Genomic DNA, 24,491 nt, shown 5'->3' with positions numbered 1-24,491 from the left:
GCCCCTGGTGCACAACAGGCTCCTGGCCTCAACCCCATGAATGACAATCTGGATCTTTTCTCCGGCGCAGCCCCTGCGGCGCCGGAGTCCGGGGCCGCCCCCGACAAGGTGCTGGCCAAGGTGCAGGCGCTGCGCGCCCAGCTCAACCAATGGGCGCATGAGTACTACGTGCTGGACACGCCCACCGTGCCCGACGGCGAGTACGACCGCGTCTTCCAGCAACTGCAGGCGCTGGAAGGTGCCTACCCCGAACTGGTCACCCCGGATTCGCCCACGCAGCGCGTGATCGGCGCCGTGCTCGACGGCCTGATGCCCGTGCGCCATGCCGTGCCCATGCTCAGCATCCGCACCGAGACCGACAACGAGGCCACGGGTGCCGAGGCCTTCGACGCACGCATCCGCAAGGAGCTGGAACTGGCCGAAGGCGCACCGCCCGTGGAGTACGTGGCCGAGCCCAAGTTCGACGGCCTGGCCATGAACCTGCGCTACGAGAACGGCCGCCTGGTGCAGGCCACCACGCGCGGCGACGGCGAGGTGGGCGAGGACGTGACCCACAACATCCGCACCATCCGCAAGATTCCGCTGTCCCTGCCCGAAGGCAAGGGCGTGCCGCCCGTGGTCGAGGTGCGCGGCGAGGTGTACATGGGCCGCGCCGACTTCGTCAAGCTCAATGAGCGCCAGCAGGCCGCCGGCGGCAAGAGCTTTGCCAATCCGCGCAATGCGGCCGCAGGCTCGGTGCGCCAGCTGGACTCGGGCATTGCGGCGCAGCGCCCGCTGTCCTTCTTCGCCTATGGCCTGGGCGAGATCACGCCGGCCGCGCAGGGCGGCCCCGACTTCGTCACCCACTACGCCATGCTGCAGACGCTGCGCGACTGGGGCTTTCCGGTGGCGCCCCAGGTCTGCATCGCCAAGGGCGCGGCAGAGCTGGTGGCCTTCCACCAGCGCATGGGCGCCGAGCGCGCCACGCTGCCCTACGAGATCGACGGCGTGGTCTACAAGGTCAACAGCCTGGCCCAGCAGCGCCAGCTGGGCTTTGTCTCGCGCGAGCCGCGCTGGGCCGTGGCCCACAAGTACCCGGCCGAGGAAATGCCCACGCGCATGGAAGGCATCGACATACAGGTCGGCCGCACGGGCAAGCTCACGCCCGTGGCGCGCCTGGCCCCCGTGGCGGTGGGCGGCGTCATCGTCACCAATGCCACGCTGCACAACCTGTTCGAGATCCGTAAGAAGCGCGTGCGCACGGGCGACACCGTGGTCGTGCGCCGCGCCGGTGACGTGATCCCCGAGGTCGTGGGCCGCGTGCCCGGCGACCGGCCGACCTATGTGCCCAACTTCCGCATGCCCGCTGCATGCCCCATCTGCGGCAGCGCTGTGGCGCGGCCCAAGGGCGAGGCCAACCACCGCTGCACGGGCGGCCTGTTCTGCCCGGCGCAGCGCAAGGAGGCCATCCTGCACTTTGCCGCGCGGCGCGCCATGGACATCGAGGGCCTGGGCGACAAGCTGGTGGACCAGTTGGTGGACGGCCACGTGGTGCGCACGCTGCCCGACCTCTATCGCCTGGGCCTGGTGGCCCTGGCATCGCTGGACCGCATGGCCGAGAAGTCGGCCCAGAACGTGCTGGACGCGCTGGAAAAATCCAAGAAGACCACGCTGGCGCGGTTCCTCTTCGGCCTGGGCATCCGCCAGGTCGGCGAGTCCACGGCCAAGGACCTGGCCCGCCATTTCGGCCAGCTGGATGCCATCATGGACGCCAGCGTCGAGCAACTGCTGCAGGTGCGCGACGTGGGGCCCATCGTGGCCGAGAGCATCCACACCTTCTTCGCCCAGCCCCACAACCGCGAGGTGGTCGAGCAGTTGCGTGCCTGTGGCGTGCACTGGGAAGAGGGCGCGGCGCGCGAGCAGACCGCCCAGCCGCTGGCCGGCATGACCGTGGTGCTCACCGGCACGCTGCCCACGCTGGGCCGCGACCAGGCCAAGGAGATGCTGGAGGCCGCGGGCGCCAAGGTCTCCGGCTCGGTCAGCAAGAAGACCAGCTATGTGGTGGCCGGTGCCGAGGCCGGCAGCAAGCTGGTCAAGGCCGAGGAACTGGGCGTGACCGTGCTGGACGAGGCCGGCATGCTGGCGCTGCTGGCAGGCGGGGACCGCTGATGGCGCTGAGTCCGCGCAAACCCGTGGTCGGCCTGGCGCTGGGCAGCGGTTCGGCGCGCGGCTGGGCGCATTTCGGCGTGCTGCGCGCGCTGGAGGATGCGGGCCTGAGACCCGACATCATCTGCGGCTCGTCCATCGGCGCCCTGGTCGGTGCCTCCTATGCGGCTGGCGAGATGCAGCGCTTCGAGGAATGGGTGCTGGGACTGGGCATGCGCAAGGTGTTCGGTTTCATGGACTTCAACATCACGGGCGGCATGCTCAAGGGCGAGAAGCTGATCGCGTTCTGGCGCGAGCACTTCGTGGACTCGGCCATCGAAGACCTGAAGATTCCCTTCGGCGCCGTGGCCACCGACCTGCATTCGGGCGCCGAGGTCTGGCTGCGCAAGGGCTCCATCGCCGATGCCGTGCGTGCCTCCATCGCGCTGCCCGGCCTGTTCACGCCCGTGCAGCGCGAGGGGCGGCTGCTGGTCGATGGCGGCATCGTCAACCCCGTGCCCGCCTCGCTGGCGCGCGCCATGGGCGCGGACATCGTGATCGCGGTCGATCTCAATGCCGACATCATGCGGCGCCACATGCGGCCGCTGGCTCCCTCCGCCGCCATGGCTGCCGCGCCGCCGCTGGAGGAAGCCCCGCCTGCCGCGGAGCAGGGCGTGGCGCCCGAGGACCTGGCCGGCCAGGCCAGCGCCGTGGCCGGCACGGCCTGGGTGCGCAGGCTGCAGCGCGGCGTGATGGGGTGGATGCCCGGCCACCACCGCGACGAGGCAGGCCGCGAGACCGAGCCCCCGCCCCGTCCGCCCTCGCTGCTGGACGTGGTGATGACCAGCGTCAACATCATGCAGATGCGCATCACGCGCAGCCGCATGGCGGGCGACCCGCCCGAGCTGGTGATCGCGCCGCGCCTGTCCCACCTGGGCCTGCTGGACTTCCACCGCGCCCGCGAGGCCATCGACGAAGGCTACGAGGCAGCGCAGGCCGCGTTGCCGGGCCTGCGCCACTGGGGCCTTTGAGGCGCTAAAGGCGCGGCACACCCGACAGGCCCGGGCTACGCCGCCTCTCTTTCCACGCTGACCGCATTGCGATCGGCATTGGCGGCGGCAACGCGCGAAGGCTGCAGCCTTCGCATCAGCGCGGCGGGGTCCAGGCACTGGATCAGCGGCAGGCCCGAATCGGCATGCACCAGCTTGCGCACCAGGGCCGTCGCGGTGTCGGCCGCGTTCAGCATGGGCGAATCCACCAGCGCGCTGGCTGGCAGCCGGTGCACGCCCTGCAGCGCGCTGACCAGCAGGCCCACGCGCAGGCCGCCATGCTGGACCACGATGACCTGTGACTGCTCGGTGACCACGCCGGGCTGGCCCTGCAGCAGCGCGGCCAGGTCGAACACCCAGACATAGCCGCTGACGCTGCCCTGGCTGCGCCGTGCCAGCGCGCCCACGCAAAACGGCAGCCTTCCTGCCGCCACGGGCGAGATGGCGCTGGCGGGCAGGGCCTCGCAGACATCGCCCGCGCGCAGGGCCAGCAGGCTGGCGCCCACGTAGAAGCTGGCCAGTTCCACAGGCGCGTCGCCGCTGCCATGCGCGGCGCGCCCGTGCCCGTGCCCGTGCCCGTGCCCGTGCCCGTGCCCGTGCGTAGCGGGCCGGGCGCCATCCAGCCGGGTGGCCGACGCCAGGCGCAGCGCGCGGTTGCGCGCATCGGCATGCACGGGGCCCAGCCGCTGCAGGCTCAGGCTGACGAGGCCGGCCAGTGTGTCGTCCGTTGCGCTTTCTTTTGCATCGCGTGCCGCGCCCTGGTCCAGACGGAACTCGCGGTAGCCGCGCCCGGCGGCCATGCCGACGATGCAGTAGTGGCCTTCGATCTCCTCGATGCTGCTGCGCACCTCGCCATCGGCCAGCGATGCCAGGCCGGCCACGCCTGCGATGCAGCTGCCCAGCGGGCGCCCGCCATGGCTGGCAGCGACGATGCGCCCGTCACGCGCCACGTAGAACGCTTCCATCGGCAGGCGCGGCAGGCCGCTGTCTTCGGGATCGGTGGCTGCAGCGTGCTCTGCCGTTGTCGCCTGCTCTGGCGCTGCGGCCTGCAGCATGGCCTGCAGCTCCCGCCGCGTGTGGAACAGCAGGGCGATGCCGCCGATGACGGGGCCCTGATCGCCGCCGTGTGCATGTCCGTGCGTCTGTTCACTCCCAGGCGATGGCGCGCGCAGCGCGGCATGGTAGACATGGACGGGCAGGCCTCCATCGTCCATCTCCTGCACGTGGTAGGCCTGGGCATCGCGCAGCAGCACAGTGGCCTGCAGGGCCGATGCCTGCACGCGCGTGCCGGGAGCCAGGGGCAGGCCGGCCTCGTCCTCATGGCTGCAGGCCAGCACCAGGCCCTGGGCGTCGTACAGCGCAATGCGTGCATAGACGGTGTACAGCGCATTGAGCTGCTCCAGCAGCCGCTGCGCGCTGTCGTGGGCCTGTACCGACAGGGCAAGGCAGCCGCTGTTGTCCTCCAGCACCTTTTGCAGGCCGGGTGTCAGGGCCCACCAGCGGCAGTCGTTGGCACGTTCATAGAGATTGCGCTCCAGCAGGTCCATCAGCAGCCGGTTCAGCGTGCTGTGCTCCTGCAGCCGGGTGGACAGCGCGGTCTCGTGCAGGCCGTGAATGGCGCGTGTGAACACGGCATGGGTCAGGTCGCCGGTCTCGCCCATCTGCTCCAGCACGGCCTGCAGCGGGTCCGGGTGGGCCGTGCCCTGCACCGGGGACTCCGGCGCCTGGCTGGCAGCCAGCACCTGGCCATTCCAGACCACGCGGCGTATGTCGTCGGCCGCGCGGGCCATGGCGTGCAGCGGCGGGCAAAAGCCGCGCGCCTGGGCCATCAGCCCCTCGGCAATGGCCGGCTCCAGCGCCTGCAGGACCTGCGGTCTTTGCTGCGTGGCGAAGGCCAGGTCCAGCGGTGCCATCACCTGGGTCTGCCAGCCCTGCGGCCCCGCATAGCCCTGGTAGGGCAGGGCGCGCGCCGTGCGCACCAGGTAGGTGCGGCCTGCATGGATCAGCGGCTGTACGGCATCACCATGGTGCATGGGCACGCGGCTGCCGGGGGCTATCCAGTGGGCGTCGCTGCTGGCGATGACCAGTCCGCCGTCGTCCAGCAGCAGTCCCACCTGGGCGCGCGGCCCGCCCGAGGCAAAGATGGCCTGCATCTCGGCGGCGAAGTCGAAGCTCAGGCACAGCACGCCGAGCACCGCCATGGTGCGTGGGTGCAGCAAGCGCTGCGCGTAGATCAGGCGGTCAGCGCCCGGCAGCACGCAACTGGCGCCGAAATGGCTGACATGGCCGGCCTGCTGCAGGGACTGCTGGAACCAGGCCTCGGCACAGGGCGGTGGCGGCTTGCGGCCTGCCTGCGCCTGGGCACGTGCGCAGACCTGGCCCTGCGTGTCCAGCAGCAGGATGTCGTCATACACCGTGTACTTGGCTCGGTAGCTCTGGAGGTGGGCCTGCAAGTGCGCCTGCAGCGGTGCCTGCCATGCGCGCAGACCGCCGGCCGCCATGTCGGGCAGGCCACAATCATCGCCATCGCCATCGCCATCGCCATCGCCATCGCCATCGCCATCGCCATCGTCAAGCCGGGCCATGGCCTCGCACAGCACGGTATCGGCGGCGAGAAAGCCGACATCGGCCGTGCGCTCGTACAGGCTTCGCACCAGCAGGTCGATGGCATGGGCGGACTGCATGCCCAGCTGGGCCATGGCCTCCTGCGCGGATTGCGCCAGCTGCGACTGCAGCAGGCCTTGCTCCAGCTGCTCCAGTCCCTGGCGCGTGTCGGTGAGCATGGACACCAGGGCCTGCCCCTGCTGCGATGCCTGCATGCGGGCCGAGGCTTCGATGAGCCGCCACATGAGCCGTATTTCGCGCAGGTCGGCGGCGTTGCGGTTGAGTTCCCGCAGGTGGGGAAGAATCAGGTCGGTTGGCAGGGATGTGGCCATGGAGCGCTCCGCAGTCAGGTTCAGGCTGGGTGAAACCCGCTTTCCCCGATCAGGGAAAAGCCTGATGCAACGAGCAAGAAGAAGGCCAGTTTGTGACTAAATGTGTCTGCAAGGTGACACAGGGATGACGGCCCCCCATCCACAGCCCCACCCGCAGCCCCATCGGCGCCACGCCGGGGCATGGCCTGGCGTCACCGGGGCGCGTCCGGCACTGCCGTGCAGCACGGTGGTGCGCCTACAGGCTCAGGTCGATGGAGTGCACGCGGTGCGCGTCAAGCAGGCCGGCCGCACGGTCCTCGAAGTAGCGCTCCAGCGTCACGCGCACGGTGCGAAAGGCCAGTTCCTCCCAGGGAATCTCGGCCTCGGCAAAGAGGCGGGCCTCCATGGTCTCCGGGCCTGGATAGAACTGCTCGCTGCGCAGGCGGGCGCGGTAGAACAGGTGGACTTGGCTGACCTTGGGCACGTCAACGATGGAAAACAGCGGCCCCATCTCGATGTCGGCACCGGCTTCCTCATCGGTCTCGCGCTGGGCGCCGCGCGCCGTGGTCTCGGCCAGTTCCATGAAGCCGGCAGGCAGGGTCCACAGGCCCCGGCGCGGCTCGATGTTGCGCTTGCACAGCAGCACGCGGCCGTCGTCGGTGACGGGGATGGTGCCGACCACGTTCAGCGGATTCTCGTAATGGATGGTGTGGCAGTGCGGGCACACGGCGCGTTCGCGCGTGTCGCCATCGTCGGGAATGCGGTAGACCACGGCCGTGCCGCAGGCTCGGCAGAACTTGATGGGGCTGCGAAAAATCATGCCGACACCATGGAAGTGAAAGCGCCGCCAGACGGAAGGCAGGAAGGCATTCCGTGCGGCGGACTGTGGGTTCAGAAAAACGAAGGCCGGCAGGCCGGGGAGCGCGCTCCCCGCTGCCTTGCCGGCCTGTCGCCAGGCACAGGGATCTCAGGCGATCTTGACGCTCAAGGGGCTCAGGCCATCGATGCGGCCTTCCAGCAGGTCACCGCGCACCACGGCGGCCACGCCTTCGGGCGTGCCCGTCATGATCAGGTCGCCGGGCTGCAGTTCCCAGGCGGCCGACAGGTGCTCGATGGTCTCGGCAATGTTCCAGATCAGCTTGCCGATGTCGCTGCGCTGGCGGTCGGCGCCATTGACCTGCAGCGAGATCGTGGCCTTGGCGATGTCGCCGGCCTCGGCTGCCGGGGTGATGGGACCGATGGGCGCGGCATGCTCGAAGGCCTTGCCGATGCACCAGGGGCGGCCCTGTTTCTTCATGTCGTTCTGAAGGTCGCGGCGCGTCATGTCCAGGCCCACGGCGTAGCCCCAGATGTAGTCCAGCGCGTCGGCGGCCAGGATGTTCTTGCCCGCCTTGCCGATGGCCACGACGAGCTCGATCTCGTGGTGCAGGTTGGAGGTCAGCGTGGGGTAGGGCATGGTGCCCGTGGTGCCGGCCTCGACGGGCACGATGGCGTCGGCAGGCTTGAGGAAGAAGAAGGGCGGCTCGCGGCCAGTGAAGCCCATCTCCTTGGCGTGCTCTTCGTAGTTGCGGCCCACGCAGTAGATGCGGTGCACGGGAAAACGCTCGGGGCGGCCCAGGACGGGTACGCTGGCCACGGCGGGCGGGTTGAAAACGTAGCTCATGTCGGTGTTCCTCTGGCGCCTTGTCTCGTGGGCGCCGTCGCAAGTGTGCCATGCCTGTGGCCCCGCAGCGGGGCAACGCGATGGCCGGATGAGCCGGAACAGACCCCGGGTCGCACGGTATGCTTTGCGGTCTATGAAGCTCCACACCTACTTCCGCTCGTCGGCCTCCTACCGCGTGCGCATTGCGCTGCAGATCAAGGGCCTGGACTATGAATCCATACCCGTGCACCTGCTGCGCGGCGACCACAGGGCGCCGGCCTATGCCCAGCATGTCGGCGATGCGCTGGTGCCGGCGCTGGAAACCGAGGACGGCCACTGGCTGACCCAGTCCATGGCCATCATCGAATATCTCGATGAGACCCATGCCGAAATACCGCTGCTGCCGCGCGACGCCCTGGGCCGTGCCCATGTGCGCGCACTGGCCCAGATGGTGGCCTGCGAGATCCATCCGCTCAACAACCTGCGCGTGCTCAAGTACCTGGTGCGCAACCTGGGTGTCTCCGACGAGGCCAAGAGCGGCTGGTACGTGCATTGGGTGCGATCGGGCCTGGAGGCCTTCGAGCGCCAGCTGGACCTGCTGGCCGCCGAGCGCGAGGCCGCAGGCCTGGCGCCTTCGCTGTTTTGCTGGGGCGACACGCCCACGCTGGCCGACTGTTGCCTGGTGCCGCAGATCTTCAACGGCCGCCGCTTCAACGTGAGCCTGGACGGCCTGCCACGCCTGGCGGCCATCGTCGATCGCTGCGAGGCGCTGCCGGCCTTCCAGAAGGCCCATCCCTCGGCCTGCCCCGACGCGGAATGAGCGCGGCCCGGCCTGACTCCATCCCCGGCAACCTCCCCGGCACCATCCCCGCATCCTGGCTGGTGCCCGAGTGGCCCGCGCCGCCCGGCGTTCACGCGCTGTGCACCTCGCGCGAAGGCGGCGTCAGCACGGCGCCCTGGGGCAGCCTGAACCTGGGCGACCATGTGGGCGATGACCCGCAGGCCGTCCGCACCAACCGCCAGCGGCTGCAGGAGATCGTGCGTGCCCATACGCCCGGCGCCTGCGCAGTGTTCCTGCAGCAGGTGCATGGCGTGGATGTCGTGGCCCTGGATGCAGGCAGCGCGCAGGGCCAGGCCTTCGATGCCTGCGTGACCCGCGCCTCGGGCGTGGTCTGCACCATCATGGTGGCTGACTGCCTGCCCGTGCTGCTGGCCCATCGCAGCGGTGCCGTGGTGGGCGCGGCCCATGCGGGCTGGCGCGGGCTGGCGGGCGGGGTGCTGGAGACGCTGTTCGAGCGCTTAGCTGGCCAGATCCAGACACCGCCCGGGCAAGCGGCGCAGCAGACCCTGGCCTGGCTCGGACCCTGCATCGGTCCGCGCTCCTTCGAAGTGGGCGCCGAGGTGCGCGCGGCCTTCATCGCGCATGACGCGGCGGCCGGGGCGCATTTCACCGCCGTGCCGCAAGAGGGCGGGGGCGCACCCAAGTACCTGGCCAACCTGGCCGGGCTTGCGCGCCAGCGCCTGGCGGCGCTGGGCATCACCGCCATCTACGGCAATGACGGCGGCGACGCATGGTGCACGGTGCTCAACGGCTCACGGTTCTTTTCGCACCGGCGCGACGCTGCCCGCCTGGGCAGCAGCGGGCGGTTCGCCGCCTGCATCTGGAAGGACTGAGCGCGCCTGCGTGCCGGGGCCGCTCTGCGAGGCCTGCTGCTGCGCCAGCCAGGCCTCGCGCTCGGCCAATTCGCGTGCATGGCGTTTTCGCTTGCGCGCGGGCGTGCCCATGATGTAGATCACGATGGACAGCGGCAGCAGTCCATAGAGTGCGAACGTGATCACGGCGCCGAGTATGCTGCCCGTGGGGCTGGCGGCCTCGGCCACTGCCATCATCAGAGTGACATACAGCCAGGCGATAACAACGAGATACATGGTCGAACCAAAAAAACGAGCGGGGCACGGGTTTTCGTGGAGGTCTGTGCCGGGCAAGGCGGGGCTCGCCTGGGTCACAATCAAAACGGATGCCCCGCAAGCCCCAGGCTATTGCATGGCATCCACGAACAAGGATGCAGCATGAATTTTGACCCACTCGCTGGCCTGTCAGGCCAATCCGTCCAGCAATTCTGGAACGAGCAATGGAGCCGCACGCTGCAGACACTGCAGCAGCTGGGGCAACCAGGCCTTCCGGGAACCCAGGGCATGCCAGGCATGCCGGACATGGCCCAGGCCTGGAAAGCGGCCGTCCCCGAACCCGGCGCCCTGCCCGAGAACGCGCTGTCGCTGGACCCCGAAAAGCTGCTGGAGCTGCAGCGCCAGTACCTGGATGGTGCCAAGGCCATGGCCGAACAGGGCGGCGCCCAGGCGCTGCTGGCCAAGGACAAGCGCTTCAATACCGAGTCGTGGGCCGGCAATCCGCTGACGGCGGCCACGGCTGCGACCTATCTGCTCAACAGCCGCATGCTCATGGGCCTGGCCGATGCCGTGCAGGCCGATGACAAGACGCGCAACCGCGTGCGCTTCGCCATCGAGCAATGGCTGGCGGCCATGGCGCCCAGCAACTTCCTGGCACTCAATGCCGAGGCTCAGAAGAAAGCCATCGAAACCCAAGGCGAGAGCCTGGCCCAGGGCGTGGCCAACCTGCTGGCCGACATGCGCCAGGGCCATGTGTCCATGACCGACGAGAGCCTGTTCACCGTGGGCAAGAACGTCGCCACCACCGAAGGCGCCGTGGTGTTCGAGAACGAGCTGTTCCAGCTCATCGAATACAAGCCGCTGACGGACAAGGTACACGAGCGGCCCTTCCTCATGGTGCCGCCCTGCATCAACAAGTTCTACATCCTGGATCTGCAGCCCGACAACTCGCTGATCCGCTACGCCGTCAGCCAGGGCCATCGCACCTTCGTGATGAGCTGGCGCAACCCCGACGAAAGTCTGGCGCGCAAGACCTGGGACAACTACATCGAGGACGGCGTGCTCACCGGCATCCGCGTGGCGCGCGAGATCGCGGGAGCCGAGCAGATCAATGTGCTGGGCTTTTGCGTGGGCGGCACCATGCTGTCCACCGCGCTGGCCGTGCTGCAGGCGCGCCACGACCGCGAGCATGGCGCAGTTGCCGCTCCGGCGGCCAAGGCGCCTGCGGCCAAGCGCGCGGCTGGCAGCCGCAGCGCCGCCCGCACATCCACAGCCCGCGCCACGGCGCCAGCTGGCGTGCCATTTCCCGTGGCCAGCGTCACGCTGCTGACTACCTTCATCGACTTCAGCGACACCGGCATCCTCGATGTCTTCATCGACGAATCCGTGGTGCGCTTCCGTGAGATGCAGATGGGCGAGGGCGGTCTCATGAAGGGCCAGGACCTGGCGTCCACCTTCAGCTTTCTGCGGCCCAACGACCTGGTCTGGAACTACGTGGTGGGCAACTACCTCAAGGGCGAGACGCCCCCGCCGTTCGACCTGCTGTACTGGAACAGCGACTCCACCAACCTGCCCGGCCCCTACTACGCCTGGTATCTGCGCAACCTCTACCTGGAAAACAAGCTGGCCCAGCCCGGCGCGCTGACCGTCTGCGGCGAGCGCATCGACATGCACCAGCTGCGCCTGCCGGCCTATATCTATGGCTCGCGCGAGGACCACATCGTGCCCGTGGGCGGCTCCTATGCGTCCACCCAGGTGCTGGGCGGCGACAAGCGTTTTGTGATGGGCGCGTCGGGCCACATCGCGGGCGTGATCAATCCGCCGGCCAAGAAAAAGCGCAGCTACTGGCTGCGCGAGGACGGCCAACTGCCGCCCACCCTCAAGGAGTGGCAGGCCGGCGCCGACGAGTACCCGGGCAGCTGGTGGGCCGACTGGAGCCCCTGGCTGGCCGAGCACGGCGGCAAGCTGGTCGCAGCGCCAAAGCAGTATGGCAAAGGCAGGGAATACACGGCCATCGAGCCGGCCCCAGGCCGCTACGTACTGGTCAAGGCCTGAGGCACAATCGTTTCGATGCTGCAGCGCAATAACGCTGCGGCTTGAATGCAGGGTGCCGCTGCCGCGACTGCGGCAATGTGCGCCCAGGCATCCCTTCAAGAGTCCAAAGAAAGGTCCGTCATCATGGAAGACATCGTCATCGTTTCCGCTGTCCGTACTGCCGTTGGCAAGTTTGGCGGCACCCTTGCCAAGATCCCCGCCACCGAACTGGGCTCCATCGTGATCCGCGAGGCACTGAACCGCGCCAAGGTCGGCACCGACCAGGTCGGTGAAGTCATCATGGGCCAGGTGCTGGCCGCTGGCGCAGGCCAGAACCCTGCACGCCAGGCCATGATGAAGGCCGGCGTTGCCAAGGAAACCCCGGCCCTCACCATCAACGCCGTCTGCGGCTCGGGCCTGAAGGCCGTGATGCTGGCAGCCCAGGCCGTGGCCACGGGCGACAGCGAGATCGTCGTGGCCGGCGGCCAGGAGAACATGAGCCTGTCGCCCCACGTGCTGCCGGGCTCGCGCGACGGCCAGCGCATGGGTGACTGGAAGATGGCCGACACCATGATCGTGGACGGCCTGTGGGACGTCTACAACCAGTACCACATGGGCATCACGGCCGAGAACGTGGCCAAGGAAAAGAGCGTCAGCCGCGAGCAGCAGGATGCCCTGGCCCTGGCCAGCCAGCAAAAGGCCACGGCCGCACAGGACGCAGGCAAGTTCGTGGACGAAATCGTTCCCGTCAGCATTCCCCAGCGCAAGGGCGATCCCGTGGTGTTCGCGGCCGATGAGTACATCAACCGCAAGACCAATGCCGACGCCCTGGCAGGCCTGCGCCCGGCCTTCGACAAGGCCGGCTCGGTGACGGCCGGCAACGCCTCCGGCCTGAACGACGGCGCGGCCGCCGTGGTGGTGATGAGCGCCTCCAAGGCCAAGGCCCTGGGCCTGAAGCCGCTGGCACGCATCGTCTCCTACGCCACCAGCGGCCTGGACCCTGCCACCATGGGCCTGGGCCCGGTGTTCGCCTCGCGCAAGGCGCTGGAGCGTGCGGGCTGGACAGCGCAGGACGTGGACCTGTTCGAGCTGAACGAAGCCTTCGCGGCCCAGGCCTGTGCGGTGAACCAGGAGCTGGGCATCGACCCCGCCAAGGTCAACGTCAACGGCGGCGCCATTGCCATCGGCCACCCCATCGGCGCATCGGGCGCCCGCATCCTGGTCACCCTGCTGCACGAGATGCAGCGCAGCGGCGCCAAGAAGGGCCTGGCCGGCCTGTGCATCGGCGGCGGCATGGGCGTGGCCATGGCGGTGGAGCGCGTCTGAAGGGCTCCGGGAAAACGTTAGCAAGCTTTCAGGGTAGATCCTAGGCCTGCCTAGGGCCTGCCCGAAGAGAGGCGCAGCGCACGCGCTGCATACTAGCCATACGGGGGTGCCGGACCCAGAGGTTCAGGCACCCTTGGTGATAACCGGAGTCAATGCCCCGGTTGTCGTGGATAGATTGATCTGAAGCAACCATTGATTGACAGGAGAGAAGAATGGCTCAAAAAGTAGCGTATGTCACAGGGGGAATGGGAGGCATCGGAACGGCTATCTGCCAGCGTCTGCACAAGGAAGGCTTCAAGGTCATCGCAGGTTGCGGTCCGTCGCGCGACTTCCAGAAGTGGCTGGACGAGCAAAAGGCGCTGGGATACAACTTCCATGCATCGGTCGGCAATGTGGGCGACTGGGCTTCCACCGTCGAGGCCTTCAGCAAGACCAAGGCCGAGCACGGCAGCATCGATGTGCTGGTCAACAATGCCGGCATCACGCGTGACCGCATGTTCATCAAGATGACGCCGGAAGACTGGCAGGCCGTCATCGAGACCAACCTCAACTCCATGTTCAACGTGACCAAGCAGGTCGTGGGCGACATGGTGGAAAAGGGCTGGGGCCGCATCATCAACATCAGCTCGGTCAATGGCGCCAAGGGCCAGGCCGGGCAGACCAATTACTCGGCCGCCAAGGCGGGCATGCACGGCTTCACCATGGCGCTGGCGCAGGAGATGGCCACCAAGGGCGTGACCGTGAACACCGTGAGCCCCGGCTACATCGGCACCGACATGGTCAAGGCCATCCGTCCCGACGTGCTGGAGAAGATCGTGGGTACCATCCCCGTCAAGCGCCTGGGCGAGCCCAGCGAGATCGCTTCGATCATCGCCTGGCTGGCCTCGGAGGAAGGCGGCTATTCCACCGGCGCCGATTTTTCGGTCAACGGTGGCCTGCACATGCATTGAGCCTGCAAGGGTTCGCGCTGCAAAGGAGCCTTCGGGCTCCTTTTTTGTTGGGCAGCCCCGCGGCAAATGTCCCAGAAATGACAAAACCCGCTGAAGCGGGTTCTGTGGAAGAGGGTGGTCTGCACGGAAGGCCGTCAGACCGGTGGTGTCAGAGACTGGGGCACCGTGTGCGCCAGCCAGCGCCTCAGCGCTTGCGATCGCGTTCGTCTTCGGGCCAGATGGACATGATGGCAGTCGTTTGCATGGAAACTTTCTCCTGTATTGCTCTCTTAACGCGGGCCAGATTCAGCTGGTTGACAGGTTTTTAAAAAATTTTCGAAGGAAGTCGAAACTTTTTTGTGACCCGGTTTTCAGGCGTTGCGGGGTGCGCGCTTGCGGTCACGGTCATCCCATGGCCAGACAGCTTGGGCCAGCGCAGCGGCTGCAAAGCGGGTCTGCAGGGCGGTGTGGGAAAAGATGTCGGTCATGTGCAATCACTCCTTTGTTGCGTGTTCAACGCGGGCAAGTGGCTGCAGGTTGACTCAGGGATTGCCCCAGGACGCAAGCAATTGCAAGCCCGGAGGTGGTGATCTGTCAGTTTGAAGACAGATTTCTGGCGCGGTGAGAAAAAATCCGTTTCCTGACAGAGGCTTACGGGCGTAGCGGGCCAATGCCGATGCTGTTACGCCTCGTTGCCCGCAATGCGTGGGCACAGGTCAACCCGGGGCGAAAACGTCCATCAGGCAAAAATCAGGGTCACGGCAGGCGCGTCGTCCACGATGTAGCCGCGGTACATGCCGGCGCTGTTGAAGGGGCAGTGCACGCGTCCGTGGCTGTCCACGGCCACCACGCCGCCCTGGCCACCGATGTGTGTCAGCGTGCCCCGCACTGCGGCGTCGGCTGCGAGTTCCAGGTTTTGCCCCAGGTAGCGCATGCGCGCATGGATGTCGTGCGCGATGGCTGCGCGCAGGAAATGCTCGCCGGTTCCGGTGGCCGACACGGCGCAGGTGGTGCTGTCGGCGTAGAAACCTGCGCCCACCACGGGCGTGTCGCCCACGCGCCCGGGGCGCTTGTTGGTCAGCCCGCCGGTGGATGCCGCGGCGGCCAGGTTGCCATGCACATCGCGCGCCACGGCGCCGACCGTGCCCATCTTGCCGTTCTCGTTCAGCGGAGCAGGGTGCGCCGCCAGTCCGCTTGCGTCGTGGTCCAGCAGCGCGGTCTGGCCGGATTGCGCCTGCACCCGGCGCAGCTGTGCCAGGCGCTCGGCAGAGTCGAAGTAGCCTGCATCCATCCGCGCCAGCCCGCGCTCATCGGCAAACCTCTGCGCCCCTTCGCCGACCAGGAGGACGCACTGGCCGTCGTCAAGAACATGCCGTGCCAGCGCAATCGGGTTGCGCACCTGGCTGACGGAAGCGACTGCGCCGGCCCGCAGGTTGCTGCCGTCCATCAGGCCGGCGTCCATCTCGTGGCGCGCGTCGCGCGTGTAGACGGAGCCGCGCCCGGCATTGAACAGCGGGCAGTCTTCCAGGGACTGGCACGCAGCCTGGACTGCGTCCAGCGCGCTGGCGCCGCGCCGCAGCAGGGCGGCGCCCGCATCCAGCGCCTGGGCCAGCGCGGCGTGGTAGGGGGCCTCGTCGGCCTGGCCCTGGATGACGGTGCCTGCGCCGCCGTGCACGGCAATGGAAAATTTGCGGAAGTTCTGGGACATGTTCATTGGAGTGCGTAGCGCGATTCCAGGAAGCGGCCATAGCGGGCGATGCCCAGGCCGATGAGCAGGTAGACGGCACAGACCACCATGTACATCTCCACGAAGTACGCAATCCAGTGGGGGTCGCTCATGGCCATCTTCAGGGAGCCGGTGATGTCGTAGATGTTCACGATCGCCACCAGGGAGGTGTCCTTCACCGCGCCGATGAAGTTGCTCACCGTGGGCGCGATGGTCACGCGCAGTGCCTGCGGCAGGACCACGTGGCGCAACACCTGCACCCTGGTGAAGCCCATGGCCTGGGCCGCCATGACCTGGCCCTGGGGCACGGCCTGCAGCCCGCCGCGAAACACCTCGGCAAGATAGGCGGCGCTGAAGGCCGCCAGGCAGACGGCGATGCGGACCATGGGGTCCACCCGCCATTGCGCGGGCACCAGCATGGGCAGCACGAAGGCCCCGAAGAACAGCAGCGTGATCAGGGGCACGCCGCGCACCGCTTCGATGAACAACGTGCAGAGCACGCGCAGCAAAGGCAGGCTGGAGCGCCGGCCCAGCGCCAGCAGAATGCCCAGCGGAACGCCGGCCAGGCAGGCGATCACGGCAAGGAACAGGGTCAGCGGCAGGCCGCCCCACAGATCGCTGGGCACGGGTGCCAGGCCGGCCACACCGCCCGCCATCAGCACGCCAAAGCCGGTCAACCCGGCCAGCAGCATTGCCATGCCGGCGCGGCCGAAGAAGCGCGGCAGTGCCGCCACCCCCACGCTGCCCAGCAGCAGCAGGCTGGCGGCGACGGGGCGCCACTGTTCGGCCATGGGGTAGCGCCCCAGGAACACCAGACGGTACTTGTCGCGCACCACGCCCCAGCAGGCGCCGGCCGCAGCGCGGCATGTGTCGGGGTTGGCTGCGGTTTCGGCGTCGAGCAGGCCCCAGGCCAGCAGCTTCCAGCCCGCCCACAGCGCGGCCAGCAGCAGCGTGGCGGTGATGAGCCCGGAGAGCGCATCCGGAAACAGGCTGGCGCGCAGGCGCTGTGCCAGCGGAACCCGGGGCGGGGCCACCGGCAGGGCCGGTGCGCGGAGTACGGCACTCATGGGCAGGTCTTTCCCGGCTAGCCTGTGATGAAGGCACTGCGCTGGTTGAAGGCATTCAATGCCAGCGAGGTCAGCAGGTTGATGGCCAGGTAGACCACCGCGATGATGGTCACGCACTCGATGGCCTGGCCGGTCTGGCTCATGGCGGTGTTGGCGACCATCACCACGTCGGGGTAGCCGATGGCCACGGCCAGCGAGGAGTTCTTGATGGTGCTGAGCGCCAGGTTGGTATAGGGCGGAATGATCACCCGCAGGGCCTGCGGCAGCACGACCAGGCGCAGCTGCTGGCCACGGCGCATGCCCAGGGCCGAGGCGGCATTCCATTGCCCGCGCGGCACGGCCTGCAGACCGGCGCGCACGATTTCCGCGCAATAGGCGGCGGCATACAGGCCTAGGGCTCCCACCAGGGCCAGGAATTCAGGCGTCAGCGCCAGTCCTCCGTCGATGCCGAACATGCCCGGTTGCGGAGAGCTCCAGTGCCAGCCAGCCGCGCTGTCGTACACCGGGCCGGGCAGGGCCAGCCCCGCCTTGCTCAGAAAGCCCAGGCGCCCGATGGCCAGAGGGCGGTCCACGTCGGGCAGCAGCGAAGTCAGCGCGAAATACCACAGCAGCACCTGCACCAGCAGCGGGATGTTGCGCGCCACATCGACATAGAGGCGCACGGCGCCGCGCAGCAGCGGATGCCTTGCCACGGCGGCCACGCCCAGCAGCAGGCCCAGCACGGTGGCCAGCGCGAGCGCGGGCACGGCGGCGCGAACCGTGTTGGTCACGCCGGCCGCGACTGCACGCAGGTAGCTGTCGCCGGGCTCGTAGGGCAGCAGCCCTTCGGAGATGGAAAAGCCGGCCGTCTGCTCCAGAAAGCCGAAGCCCCCGGCAATGCCGCGCGCGGCCATGTTGCGGCTGGCGTTGTGCGCCAGCCAGCCCAGCAGCAATATCAGCAGCCAGCCGATGGCGAGCTGCAAGGCCAGCCTGCCCCAGCGTGGCCGGGTGGGGGCCGGCGGCTGCCGTGCCCCGGCGTCGATGGCATTCACGGCTTTCGCAGCATTCACGGCGTTCGCGGCGTTCATGGCAGGGTGCCTTCGGCGCGTCAGTTCATCGGCGGCGACATCATCAGGCCGCCCTTGGTGAACAGCGCGTTCTTGCCGCGCGGCACGTTCAGGCCCGACCTGGCGCCCAGGTTGCGCTCATAGCTCTCGCCATAGTTGCCCACGGCCTTGACGATGCGCAGGGCCCATTCCTTGTCCAGCCCCAGCTGCTTGCCCAGGTCGTCGCTCTGGCCCAGGAAACGCTTGACCTGGATGCTGTCGGAGCGGGTCTTGAGCTCGTCGGCATTGGCCTGGGTGATGCCCAGTTCCTCGGCCTCGATCATGGCGTTGAGTGTCCAGCGCACGACGGCGAACCATTCGTCGTCACCGCGTCGCACGGCCGGGCCGGCTGGCTCCTTGGAGATGACTTCGGGCAGGATCACGTAGTCGTCGGGGTTGGCCAGTTCCTTGCCGCGCAGCACGGCCAGGGCGCCAAGGTCGCCTGTATAGGCCTGGCAGCGTCCGCTGCTGAAGGCCTGCAGGGCGGCTTCGGGGTTGTCGAACACCACCGCCTTGTAGTTGAGCTTGTGGGCGCGAAAGTACTCCGACAGGGTCTTTTCCGTGGTGGATCCGCTGATCACGCAGATGGTGGCGCCAGAGAGCTGCTTGACGCTGTTCAGGCCGGGCTTCTTCCTGGCCATGAAGCCCTGGCCGTCGTGGAAATTGATGCCCGCCCACATCAGGCCCAGGCCGTTGTCGCGCGTGAAGGTCCAGGTGGTGTTGCGTGCCAGCAGATCGATCTCGCCGGACTGCAGCGCCGTGATGCGTGTCTGGCCACTGGTGGGAATGAACTTGACCTTGCTGGCGTCACCCAGGGTGGCTGCAGCCACGGCACGGCACAGATCCACGTCCAGCCCGGACCAGTTGCCGCTGCCGTCGGCGAGCGCAAAGCCTGCGCGTCCCGTGTGCACGCCGCAGGCCACGGCGCCGCGCTGCTTGATGCCGTCCAGCGTCTTGCCAGCGTGGGCGGGCGCGGCAGCGAGTGTGAAGAGGGCGGCCATCGATGCAAGCGCAAGGCGCAGACGGGCAGGGGCGTTCATGGTGAATCCTTTCCAGCGGGATGAGGGGCCTGGGGTTGCGGCTTGCCTGCCGCCGGCGAAGCGGTATCGGCGTCCGGAGTCAGGTAGGGAAGTACCGACTCGGACAATTCGACCAGGCTGCGCACGGCCTGGGGTGTGGCGCGGATGACCTGGGTGGCCAGTGCCTCGACCATGGCCATGGCCGCCATTGGCGATGAAGGCAGCAGGGGATGCGAGGCGGGCGCCAGCAGCGTGTAGTCGGCCTCGCGGGCCAGCGGACTCGTGGACTCGTCGGTGATGGCGATGGTCAGGGCGCCCCGCTGGCGTGCGTGCGCCGTCAGCGCGACGGCTTCGCGCGAGTAGCGCGGCAGTGAAATGGCGATCAGCACGTCCTGCTCCGTCAGCCCTGTCATGCGGCGTACCGCCTGTTCCGATCCGCCTGCGGAGGTCACTTCCACCACCTGCTGCAGATAGGGTTGCAGCACGTCGGCGCCAAAGGCCGCCACATGGTGGGAGCTGCCAAACCCCATGAAGAGCACACGGCGTGCGCGGCAGATGCGCTGGGCCAGTTGGTCGAGCAGGCCGGGGTCGCAGGCCTGCGCAGCAGCCTGCAGGTTGCGCTGCGTATGCCCGAAGGCCTGCGCGCCCATGGTGCCCACGGCGCCCGCAGCGCCTGCCGTGGCGGCTTCGGGCCCATGCGCCGCGCGCAGCTTGTTCACGGGTTCCAGGGCCTGCTGCAGCTGGCGGCCCAGGTGCAGGCGCAAATCGGCAAAGCCTTCGTAGCCGGCATGCTTGGCGAAGCGGTTGACGGCAGCCAGGGAGCCGCCGCAGGCATTGGCCACTTCCTCGGCGCTCAGCGTGACGGCCAGCACCGGATGCGCGGCCATCCAGCGGCCGACCCGGGCGACAGCGGGCGAGCCATCGACGCTGGCGCGCAGCAGTTCCTGTACGGCGGGGTGGGGGTGGAGTTCCATGAATGAATGAAAGTGAATGGTCTCTTTCATTCATTATTTTTTAAGAATGAAATCTTTCATTCAGGAGAAACCCTGAATCAAACGATCTATGCGTTCCGCTGGCTGTGGGGGAGTTGGGGGCGTGAGGGGAGTGGGGGGGGCCTCAGGGGCGCACTTCGGCTGAGCCGAAGTGGAGCGCCGTCTTCACGCGGGACGACGCTTGTGGCAGGCGGTCCCATGGGACCGCCTGATTTTCGAGAACGACTGGAATCAGTCGGAGATCGCGGCCGACAGCTGCTCGATCTGCTCGCTCAGTTCCAGCCAGCGCTCTTCCAGGCTGTCGATCTCGTCGTTGCAGGCCTTGAGGCTGCGGCCCGTCTCGGCCATGTCGGCGGGCGAGATGGGCTGGCTCAGCAGGCCTTCGAGCCGCGTGCGCTCGGCCTGCAGCTGGGGCAGGCGCTTGTCCAGCTGTTCCAGTTCCTTCTTGAACGGCCGGGTCTTCTCGGCCATCTGCTGGCGGGCCAGGGCCGCCAGGCGCCGTTGCTCGCGCTGGTCTCCGGCACTGGCGGCCGGCGGCGTGGACGGGGCAGCGGGGGCCGGGGCCAGCGCAGCAGTCGCGGGGGCCTGCACTGCAGGTGCTGCATGTGCTGCAGGCTCCACCTGCGCTGCCGCCTTGCTGGTGGCCGCAGCCGCCTGTTCGGCCTTGCGGGCCTCCTCGCGCAGGCGGCGGGATTCTTCCAGCAGGTAGCGCTGGTAGTCGTCCAGGTCGCCGTCGAAGGGGCCGACCACGCCACGGCCGACCAGCCAGAAGTCCTCGCAGACCGAGCGCAGCAGCGCGCGGTCGTGGCTGACCAGCATGACGGTGCCGTCGAAGTCGTTGATGGCCATGGCCAGGGCCTCGCGCGTGGCCAGGTCCAGGTGGTTGGTGGGCTCGTCCAGCAGCAGCAGGTTGGGGCGCTGCCAGACGATCATGGCCAGCACCAGGCGGGCCTTTTCGCCGCCGCTCATGCTGCCCACGGCCTGCTTGACCATGTCGCCGCTGAAGTTGAACGTGCCCAGGTAGCTGCGCAGGTCCTGCTCGCGGGCCTGCGGGCCGGTGGCGCCGGTGTCCCGTGCCAGGCGGATCATGTGCTCCATGGGGTTCTCGCCGGGGCGCAGCACGTCCAGTTCCTGCTGGGCGAAGTAGCCGATGTTCAGGCCCTTGCCTTCGGTCACGGTGCCGGCCAGGGCCTTCATCTCGCGCGCAATGGTCTTGACCAGGGTGGACTTGCCCTGGCCGTTGGCGCCCAGGATGCCGATGCGCTGGCCCGCCAGCACCGAGCGGTTGACGCCGCGCAGGATGGTGGTCGCCTGGCCTTCGTCGTCCAGGTAGCCGAATGCGGCGTCCGTGATCGCCAGCATGGGGTTGGGCAGGTTGGCCGGCGGCTTGAACTCGAAGGTGAAATCGGCGCTGGCCAGCATGGGTGCGACCTTTTCCATGCGCTCGATCTGCTTGACGCGGCTTTGCGCCTGCTTGGCCTTGGAGGCCTTGGCCTTGAAGCGGTCGATGAACTTCTGCAGGTGGGCGATCTTGTCCTGCTGGCGCTCGAACGAGGCCTGCTGCAGCAGGATCTGCTGGGCGCGCAGTTCCTCGAACTTGCTGTAGTTGCCGCCATAGCGCGTGACCTGCGCGTTTTCGATGTGCAGCGTGGTGTTGGTGATGGCGTCCAGGAATTCGCGGTCATGGCTGATCACGACCAGGGTGCCGGGGTAGCGCTTGAGCCAGGCTTCCAGCCAGACCAGGGCGTCCAGGTCCAAGTGGTTGGTGGGCTCGTCCAGCAGGAGCAGGTCGGAGGGGCACATCAGTGCGCGCGCCAGCTGCAGGCGCATGCGCCAGCCGCCGGAGAAGCTGTTGACGGGGTGCTCCAGCTCGGAGACCTTGAAGCCCAGGCCCAGGATCAGGGCCTGGGCGCGCGGCACGGCGTCGTGCGCGCCGGCGTCGGCCAGGTCCACGTGGGCGTGGGCGATGGCCATGCCGTCCTCGCTGGCCTCGGCGGCCGCGAGCTGGGCGTTGAGCTCGCTCAGGCGGGTGTCGCCGTCCAGCACGAACTGGGTGGCCGTCTCCGAGGTCTCGGGCATGTTCTGCGCGACCTGGCCCAGGCGCCATTGCGAAGGGATGGAGAACTCTCCACCGTCCTCGGCCAGGCTGCCGTTGAGCAGGGCGAACAGGCTGGACTTGCCGGCGCCATTGCGTCCGACAAGGCCGACTTTTTCACCGGGGTTGATGGAGACGGAGGTGCTGTCCAGCAGCACGCGGGTGCCGCGGCGCAGGGTAATGTTGCGAAGGCTGATCATGAATGGGCAGGATTATCCCAGCGATTGCGCCAGGGCAGGATTGCCGCCCGCCATGCCCGTGCCCGGCCACGGTGCAAAGCCCTGGTACCAGGCCCTAGATCGGCTGTATGCCCACGCGCTGCATCATGGACTGGGTGAACTGGATCTCGCGCTCGAAGCCCTTGGCATAGGCGTCGGCGCTGGTGATGGCGACCTTGCCGCCTTCCTGCTCCAGCAAGGCGATGACCCTGGGCTGCCTGAGCACCTCCTCCAGCGCCGTGCGCAGCCGCTGGACGATGGGCTCGGGCGTGGCGGCCGGCACGGACACGCCGCCCCAGGATGTGAGGTTGACATCGGGCACGCCCAGCTCGGCCAGGGTCTGCACCTGGGGCAGCTTGGCGTTGCGCTGGGGACCGGCAATGGCCAGCGGCACCAGCTTGCCCGCCAGCACCTGGGGATAGGCGACGGAAAACAGCGGCGCGCCGAAGGCCACCTGCTGGCCCAGCACGGCATTGACCAGCTCCGACGCGCCCTTGTAGGGCACATGGTTGACCTGCAGGCCCATGCTGGAGGCCAGCATCTCCACGCCCAGGTGCGATGGCGTGCCCACGCCGCCCGAGGCATAGTCCAGCGCCCCTGGCCTGGCCCTCGCCCGCGCTGCCAGGTCGTCCAGCGTGCGCATGCCCGAGTCGGCATGCACGACGACCAGGATGTCCGAGCGCGACATGCCCAGCACATGGCGGAAGTCCTTGAACACGTCGTAACCCGGACTTTTGTACATGCGCATGGCGGCGGCCATGGGCGAGCCCGAGTACAGCAGGGTGTAGCCGTCCGCCGGCGCCTTGGCTACCTGGCGTGCGCCGATGTTGCCGCCCGCGCCGGCGCGGTTGTCTATCACCACGGGCTGGCCCAGCTGGGCCGACAGCGCCTCGGCCACGATGCGCGCGGCCGTGTCGGGGCTGGTGCCGGCCAGGTAGGGCACCACCCATTTGATGGGGCGCGTGGGCCAGGCGCTGTCGTGTGTGGTGGCTGTGGCGGCTGTGGTGGCCCAGGGCAGGCCTGCGGCAAGCGATGCCGCGCCCGCAGCGCGCAGGAATCGGCGTCGGTCCGGCCTTTGGGATGGATTGTCTTGCATGGCGTTGTCTCCTTGTCTTTTCGCTTTCATGCCGGCCAGCCTCAGGCGCCGGCCCGCTCCAGCAGTTCCTTGGCGATGGTGTTGCGCTGTATCTCGCTGGTGCCCGTGAGCACGCGGTACATGCGCAGCATGCGGAACAGGAATTCCACGCGCCGGCCCTGGACGATGCCTTCGCCGCCATGGATCTGCACGGCGCGGTCGGCAATGCGGAACGCCGTCTCCGAGCAGAACAGCTTGCTCATCGAGGCCTGGGCGCGCGCATCGATGCCGGCGTCGATGGCGCGGGCCGTCTGCACCATCAGTGCGCGCGCCGCCATCCATTCGGTGGCCATGTCGGCCAGCATGTGCTGTATGGATTGGAACTGGGCAATGCTGCGGCCGAATTGCTGGCGCCCCAGCGCATAGTCGCGCGCATCGCGCAGCGCCACCTGGGCCAGCCCCAGCATGGCCGGGCAGTGCAGCAGGCGGTTGACGGTGATGCGGCCCAGCGCCAGGGCCAGGCCCCGGCCCGGCTCGCCGATCAATTGGGCAGCGGGCACGCGGCAGCCGTCGAGCACGATGTCCCCCGTGCTGGACTGCCCGGCCATGGTCTTGTAGCCGCTGACCACCTGCACGCCCGGGGCATGCAGGTCCACGAAGAAGGCGCTGATCTCGCGCTGCGGGCTGCCCTCGGGCGCGGTCGAGGCCATGAGCACGGCGAAGTCGGCGAACGGCGAGCCCGAGATGAAGCGCTTGCGGCCGTGGAGCAGGTAGTGGTCGCCTTCGAGCACGGCGCGCGTCTCCAGCGCGCCCGCGTCCGAGCCGGCCGCCGCCTCGGTCAGCGCAAAGCAGATGGATTTCTCGGCGCGCGCCACGGGCAGGATGAACTGCTCCATCTGCAGCGGCGTGGCCTTGCGGATCAGCGCACCTATGCGCGGCGGGCCGCTGAGTTCGCCCAGTACATGGGGCGCGAAGGGCGAGCCCGTGGCGTAGATGGCCTCCTTGACCAGCACCTGGTCGAGCACGGGCAGGCCGGCGCCGCCCATGGCCTCGGGCAGGGTCATGCCGTAGAAGCCGCGCGCATGCGACAGCTTCCAGACCTGGCGCAGCAGTTCGGTGGAGGCGCTGTTTTCATGGTCCACGCCATGCGCGCGGGCGAGGTCGGCCAATTCGCCGTGGATGAAGGCGTTGAGCGCGTCGATCAGGCCGGCTGCGCGCTCCGAGCCTTCAAAGGGCATTTCCAGCAGGGCAGCGTTGGCGGCGGGGAGTGTGTCTTTGGCGTTCATT

General features: G+C 68.2%; 19 protein-coding genes. 7 read left to right on the top strand and 12 right to left on the bottom strand.

All coding sequences use genetic code 11. From position 1 onward, the window contains the following. Positions 1-36: 36 nt before the first annotated feature. Together ligA and DA1_RS24490 are read left to right on the top strand one after the other, a co-directional pair. Positions 37-2,148, top strand: coding sequence for an NAD-dependent DNA ligase LigA (gene ligA / locus DA1_RS24495; protein WP_034393161.1), 2,112 nt, complete (start codon positions 37-39; stop codon positions 2,146-2,148). Continuing rightward, positions 2,148-3,155, top strand: coding sequence for a patatin-like phospholipase family protein (locus DA1_RS24490; RefSeq protein WP_034393164.1), 1,008 nt, complete (start codon positions 2,148-2,150; stop codon positions 3,153-3,155). Before ligA ends, DA1_RS24490 begins: the two co-directional genes overlap by 1 nt. A gap of 35 nt (positions 3,156-3,190) precedes the next feature. On the opposite strand, the gene DA1_RS24485 is transcribed toward DA1_RS24490, so the two are convergent. From DA1_RS24485 to DA1_RS24475, 3 genes are all read right to left on the bottom strand, one after another. Beyond that, complete coding sequence (locus tag DA1_RS24485) at positions 3,191-6,109, bottom strand: chemotaxis protein CheW (protein ID WP_034393167.1); 2,919 nt, start codon at positions 6,107-6,109, stop codon at positions 3,191-3,193. A gap of 235 nt (positions 6,110-6,344) precedes the next feature. Next, complete coding sequence (locus tag DA1_RS24480) at positions 6,345-6,908, bottom strand: NUDIX hydrolase (protein WP_012205429.1); 564 nt, start codon at positions 6,906-6,908, stop codon at positions 6,345-6,347. A 147-nt stretch (positions 6,909-7,055) separates the two neighbouring features. Then, positions 7,056-7,751, bottom strand: coding sequence for a fumarylacetoacetate hydrolase family protein (locus DA1_RS24475; protein WP_034393172.1), 696 nt, complete (start codon positions 7,749-7,751; stop codon positions 7,056-7,058). A gap of 133 nt (positions 7,752-7,884) precedes the next feature. Here DA1_RS24475 and maiA point away from each other — a divergent pair, with 133 nt between their 5' ends. Both maiA and pgeF read left to right on the top strand, forming a co-directional pair. Continuing rightward, on the top strand, positions 7,885-8,550 hold the full coding sequence (gene maiA / locus DA1_RS24470) for a maleylacetoacetate isomerase (RefSeq protein WP_034393175.1): 666 nt from the start codon (positions 7,885-7,887) through the stop codon (positions 8,548-8,550). Beyond that, positions 8,547-9,404 (top strand): peptidoglycan editing factor PgeF, encoded by an 858-nt coding sequence (gene pgeF, locus DA1_RS24465; protein ID WP_051940711.1) that lies wholly within the window; start codon positions 8,547-8,549, stop codon positions 9,402-9,404. The genes maiA and pgeF overlap by 4 nt, the downstream gene beginning before the upstream one ends. On the opposite strand, the gene DA1_RS24460 is transcribed toward pgeF, so the two are convergent. Then, positions 9,324-9,659: a hypothetical protein gene (locus tag DA1_RS24460; protein ID WP_013802557.1), complete on the bottom strand. Its 336-nt coding sequence runs from the start codon at positions 9,657-9,659 to the stop codon at positions 9,324-9,326. The two genes, pgeF and DA1_RS24460, sit on opposite strands and share 81 nt — an antisense overlap. Positions 9,660-9,800: 141 nt before the next feature. On the opposite strand from DA1_RS24460, the gene DA1_RS24455 reads away from it, so the two are divergent. From DA1_RS24455 to phbB, 3 genes are all read left to right on the top strand, one after another. Then, the gene (locus DA1_RS24455) at positions 9,801-11,693 is read left to right on the top strand and encodes a PHA/PHB synthase family protein (RefSeq protein WP_034393177.1); all 1,893 of its coding nucleotides are present in this window, start codon (positions 9,801-9,803) and stop codon (positions 11,691-11,693) included. Positions 11,694-11,816: 123 nt separating this feature from the next. Beyond that, a complete protein-coding gene (locus tag DA1_RS24450) occupies positions 11,817-12,998 on the top strand; it encodes an acetyl-CoA C-acetyltransferase (RefSeq protein WP_012205435.1) in 1,182 nt (393 codons plus the stop codon). Positions 12,999-13,210: 212 nt separating this feature from the next. Then, complete coding sequence (gene phbB, locus DA1_RS24445) at positions 13,211-13,948, top strand: acetoacetyl-CoA reductase (protein ID WP_012205436.1); 738 nt, start codon at positions 13,211-13,213, stop codon at positions 13,946-13,948. A 718-nt stretch (positions 13,949-14,666) separates the two neighbouring features. Here phbB and DA1_RS24440 read toward each other — a convergent pair. The 8 genes from DA1_RS24440 to DA1_RS24405 form a co-directional block, all read right to left on the bottom strand. Next, positions 14,667-15,641 carry an isoaspartyl peptidase/L-asparaginase family protein gene (locus DA1_RS24440; protein WP_034393180.1) on the bottom strand — a complete coding sequence of 325 codons (975 nt, stop codon included), beginning with the start codon at positions 15,639-15,641 and terminating at the stop codon, positions 14,667-14,669. After that, positions 15,638-16,720 (bottom strand): amino acid ABC transporter permease, encoded by a 1,083-nt coding sequence (locus DA1_RS24435; protein WP_034393182.1) that lies wholly within the window; start codon positions 16,718-16,720, stop codon positions 15,638-15,640. Before DA1_RS24435 ends, DA1_RS24440 begins: the two co-directional genes overlap by 4 nt. A 17-nt stretch (positions 16,721-16,737) precedes the next feature. Continuing rightward, entirely contained in the window at positions 16,738-17,787 is a 1,050-nt protein-coding gene (locus DA1_RS24430; RefSeq protein ID WP_034393184.1) for an ABC transporter permease subunit, read from the bottom strand. Between the two features lie 20 nt (positions 17,788-17,807). Further along, on the bottom strand, positions 17,808-18,845 hold the full coding sequence (locus DA1_RS24425; RefSeq protein ID WP_034393187.1) for an amino acid ABC transporter substrate-binding protein: 1,038 nt from the start codon (positions 18,843-18,845) through the stop codon (positions 17,808-17,810). Next, entirely contained in the window at positions 18,842-19,798 is a 957-nt protein-coding gene (locus DA1_RS24420) for a MurR/RpiR family transcriptional regulator (RefSeq protein ID WP_230590781.1), read from the bottom strand. Before DA1_RS24420 ends, DA1_RS24425 begins: the two co-directional genes overlap by 4 nt. A 249-nt stretch (positions 19,799-20,047) precedes the next feature. Next, positions 20,048-22,111 carry an ABC-F family ATP-binding cassette domain-containing protein gene (locus DA1_RS24415; RefSeq protein ID WP_034393193.1) on the bottom strand — a complete coding sequence of 688 codons (2,064 nt, stop codon included), beginning with the start codon at positions 22,109-22,111 and terminating at the stop codon, positions 20,048-20,050. A gap of 94 nt (positions 22,112-22,205) precedes the next feature. Then, positions 22,206-23,225: a tripartite tricarboxylate transporter substrate binding protein gene (locus DA1_RS24410; protein ID WP_034393196.1), complete on the bottom strand. Its 1,020-nt coding sequence runs from the start codon at positions 23,223-23,225 to the stop codon at positions 22,206-22,208. A 41-nt stretch (positions 23,226-23,266) separates the two neighbouring features. After that, positions 23,267-24,490, bottom strand: a complete 1,224-nt coding sequence (locus DA1_RS24405) for an acyl-CoA dehydrogenase family protein (protein ID WP_034393198.1) — start codon at positions 24,488-24,490, stop codon at positions 23,267-23,269. Position 24,491 lies beyond the last annotated feature (1 nt).

Origin of the sequence: Delftia acidovorans NBRC 14950 (assembly GCF_001598795.1) — a bacterium.
GTDB classification, from domain to species: Bacteria; Pseudomonadota; Gammaproteobacteria; order Burkholderiales; family Burkholderiaceae_C; genus Comamonas; species Comamonas acidovorans.
This window is presented reverse-complemented; position numbering and strand designations above follow the sequence as displayed.

What these genes read in the sequence shown, in the direction of transcription:
- ligA (WP_034393161.1), top strand. Translation starts at nt 37, where the DNA reads ATGAATGACAATCTGGATCTTTTCTCCGGCGCAGCCCCTGCGGCGCCG.
- DA1_RS24490 (WP_034393164.1), top strand. Translation starts at nt 2,148, where the DNA reads ATGGCGCTGAGTCCGCGCAAACCCGTGGTCGGCCTGGCGCTGGGCAGC.
- DA1_RS24485 (WP_034393167.1), bottom strand. Translation starts at nt 6,109, where the DNA reads ATGGCCACATCCCTGCCAACCGACCTGATTCTTCCCCACCTGCGGGAA.
- DA1_RS24480 (WP_012205429.1), bottom strand. Translation starts at nt 6,908, where the DNA reads ATGATTTTTCGCAGCCCCATCAAGTTCTGCCGAGCCTGCGGCACGGCC.
- DA1_RS24475 (WP_034393172.1), bottom strand. Translation starts at nt 7,751, where the DNA reads ATGAGCTACGTTTTCAACCCGCCCGCCGTGGCCAGCGTACCCGTCCTG.
- maiA (WP_034393175.1), top strand. Translation starts at nt 7,885, where the DNA reads ATGAAGCTCCACACCTACTTCCGCTCGTCGGCCTCCTACCGCGTGCGC.
- pgeF (WP_051940711.1), top strand. Translation starts at nt 8,547, where the DNA reads ATGAGCGCGGCCCGGCCTGACTCCATCCCCGGCAACCTCCCCGGCACC.
- DA1_RS24460 (WP_013802557.1), bottom strand. Translation starts at nt 9,659, where the DNA reads ATGTATCTCGTTGTTATCGCCTGGCTGTATGTCACTCTGATGATGGCA.
- DA1_RS24455 (WP_034393177.1), top strand. Translation starts at nt 9,801, where the DNA reads ATGAATTTTGACCCACTCGCTGGCCTGTCAGGCCAATCCGTCCAGCAA.
- DA1_RS24450 (WP_012205435.1), top strand. Translation starts at nt 11,817, where the DNA reads ATGGAAGACATCGTCATCGTTTCCGCTGTCCGTACTGCCGTTGGCAAG.
- phbB (WP_012205436.1), top strand. Translation starts at nt 13,211, where the DNA reads ATGGCTCAAAAAGTAGCGTATGTCACAGGGGGAATGGGAGGCATCGGA.
- DA1_RS24440 (WP_034393180.1), bottom strand. Translation starts at nt 15,641, where the DNA reads ATGAACATGTCCCAGAACTTCCGCAAATTTTCCATTGCCGTGCACGGC.
- DA1_RS24435 (WP_034393182.1), bottom strand. Translation starts at nt 16,720, where the DNA reads ATGAGTGCCGTACTCCGCGCACCGGCCCTGCCGGTGGCCCCGCCCCGG.
- DA1_RS24430 (WP_034393184.1), bottom strand. Translation starts at nt 17,787, where the DNA reads ATGAACGCCGCGAACGCCGTGAATGCTGCGAAAGCCGTGAATGCCATC.
- DA1_RS24425 (WP_034393187.1), bottom strand. Translation starts at nt 18,845, where the DNA reads ATGAACGCCCCTGCCCGTCTGCGCCTTGCGCTTGCATCGATGGCCGCC.
- DA1_RS24420 (WP_230590781.1), bottom strand. Translation starts at nt 19,798, where the DNA reads ATGGAACTCCACCCCCACCCCGCCGTACAGGAACTGCTGCGCGCCAGC.
- DA1_RS24415 (WP_034393193.1), bottom strand. Translation starts at nt 22,111, where the DNA reads ATGATCAGCCTTCGCAACATTACCCTGCGCCGCGGCACCCGCGTGCTG.
- DA1_RS24410 (WP_034393196.1), bottom strand. Translation starts at nt 23,225, where the DNA reads ATGCAAGACAATCCATCCCAAAGGCCGGACCGACGCCGATTCCTGCGC.
- DA1_RS24405 (WP_034393198.1), bottom strand. Translation starts at nt 24,490, where the DNA reads ATGAACGCCAAAGACACACTCCCCGCCGCCAACGCTGCCCTGCTGGAA.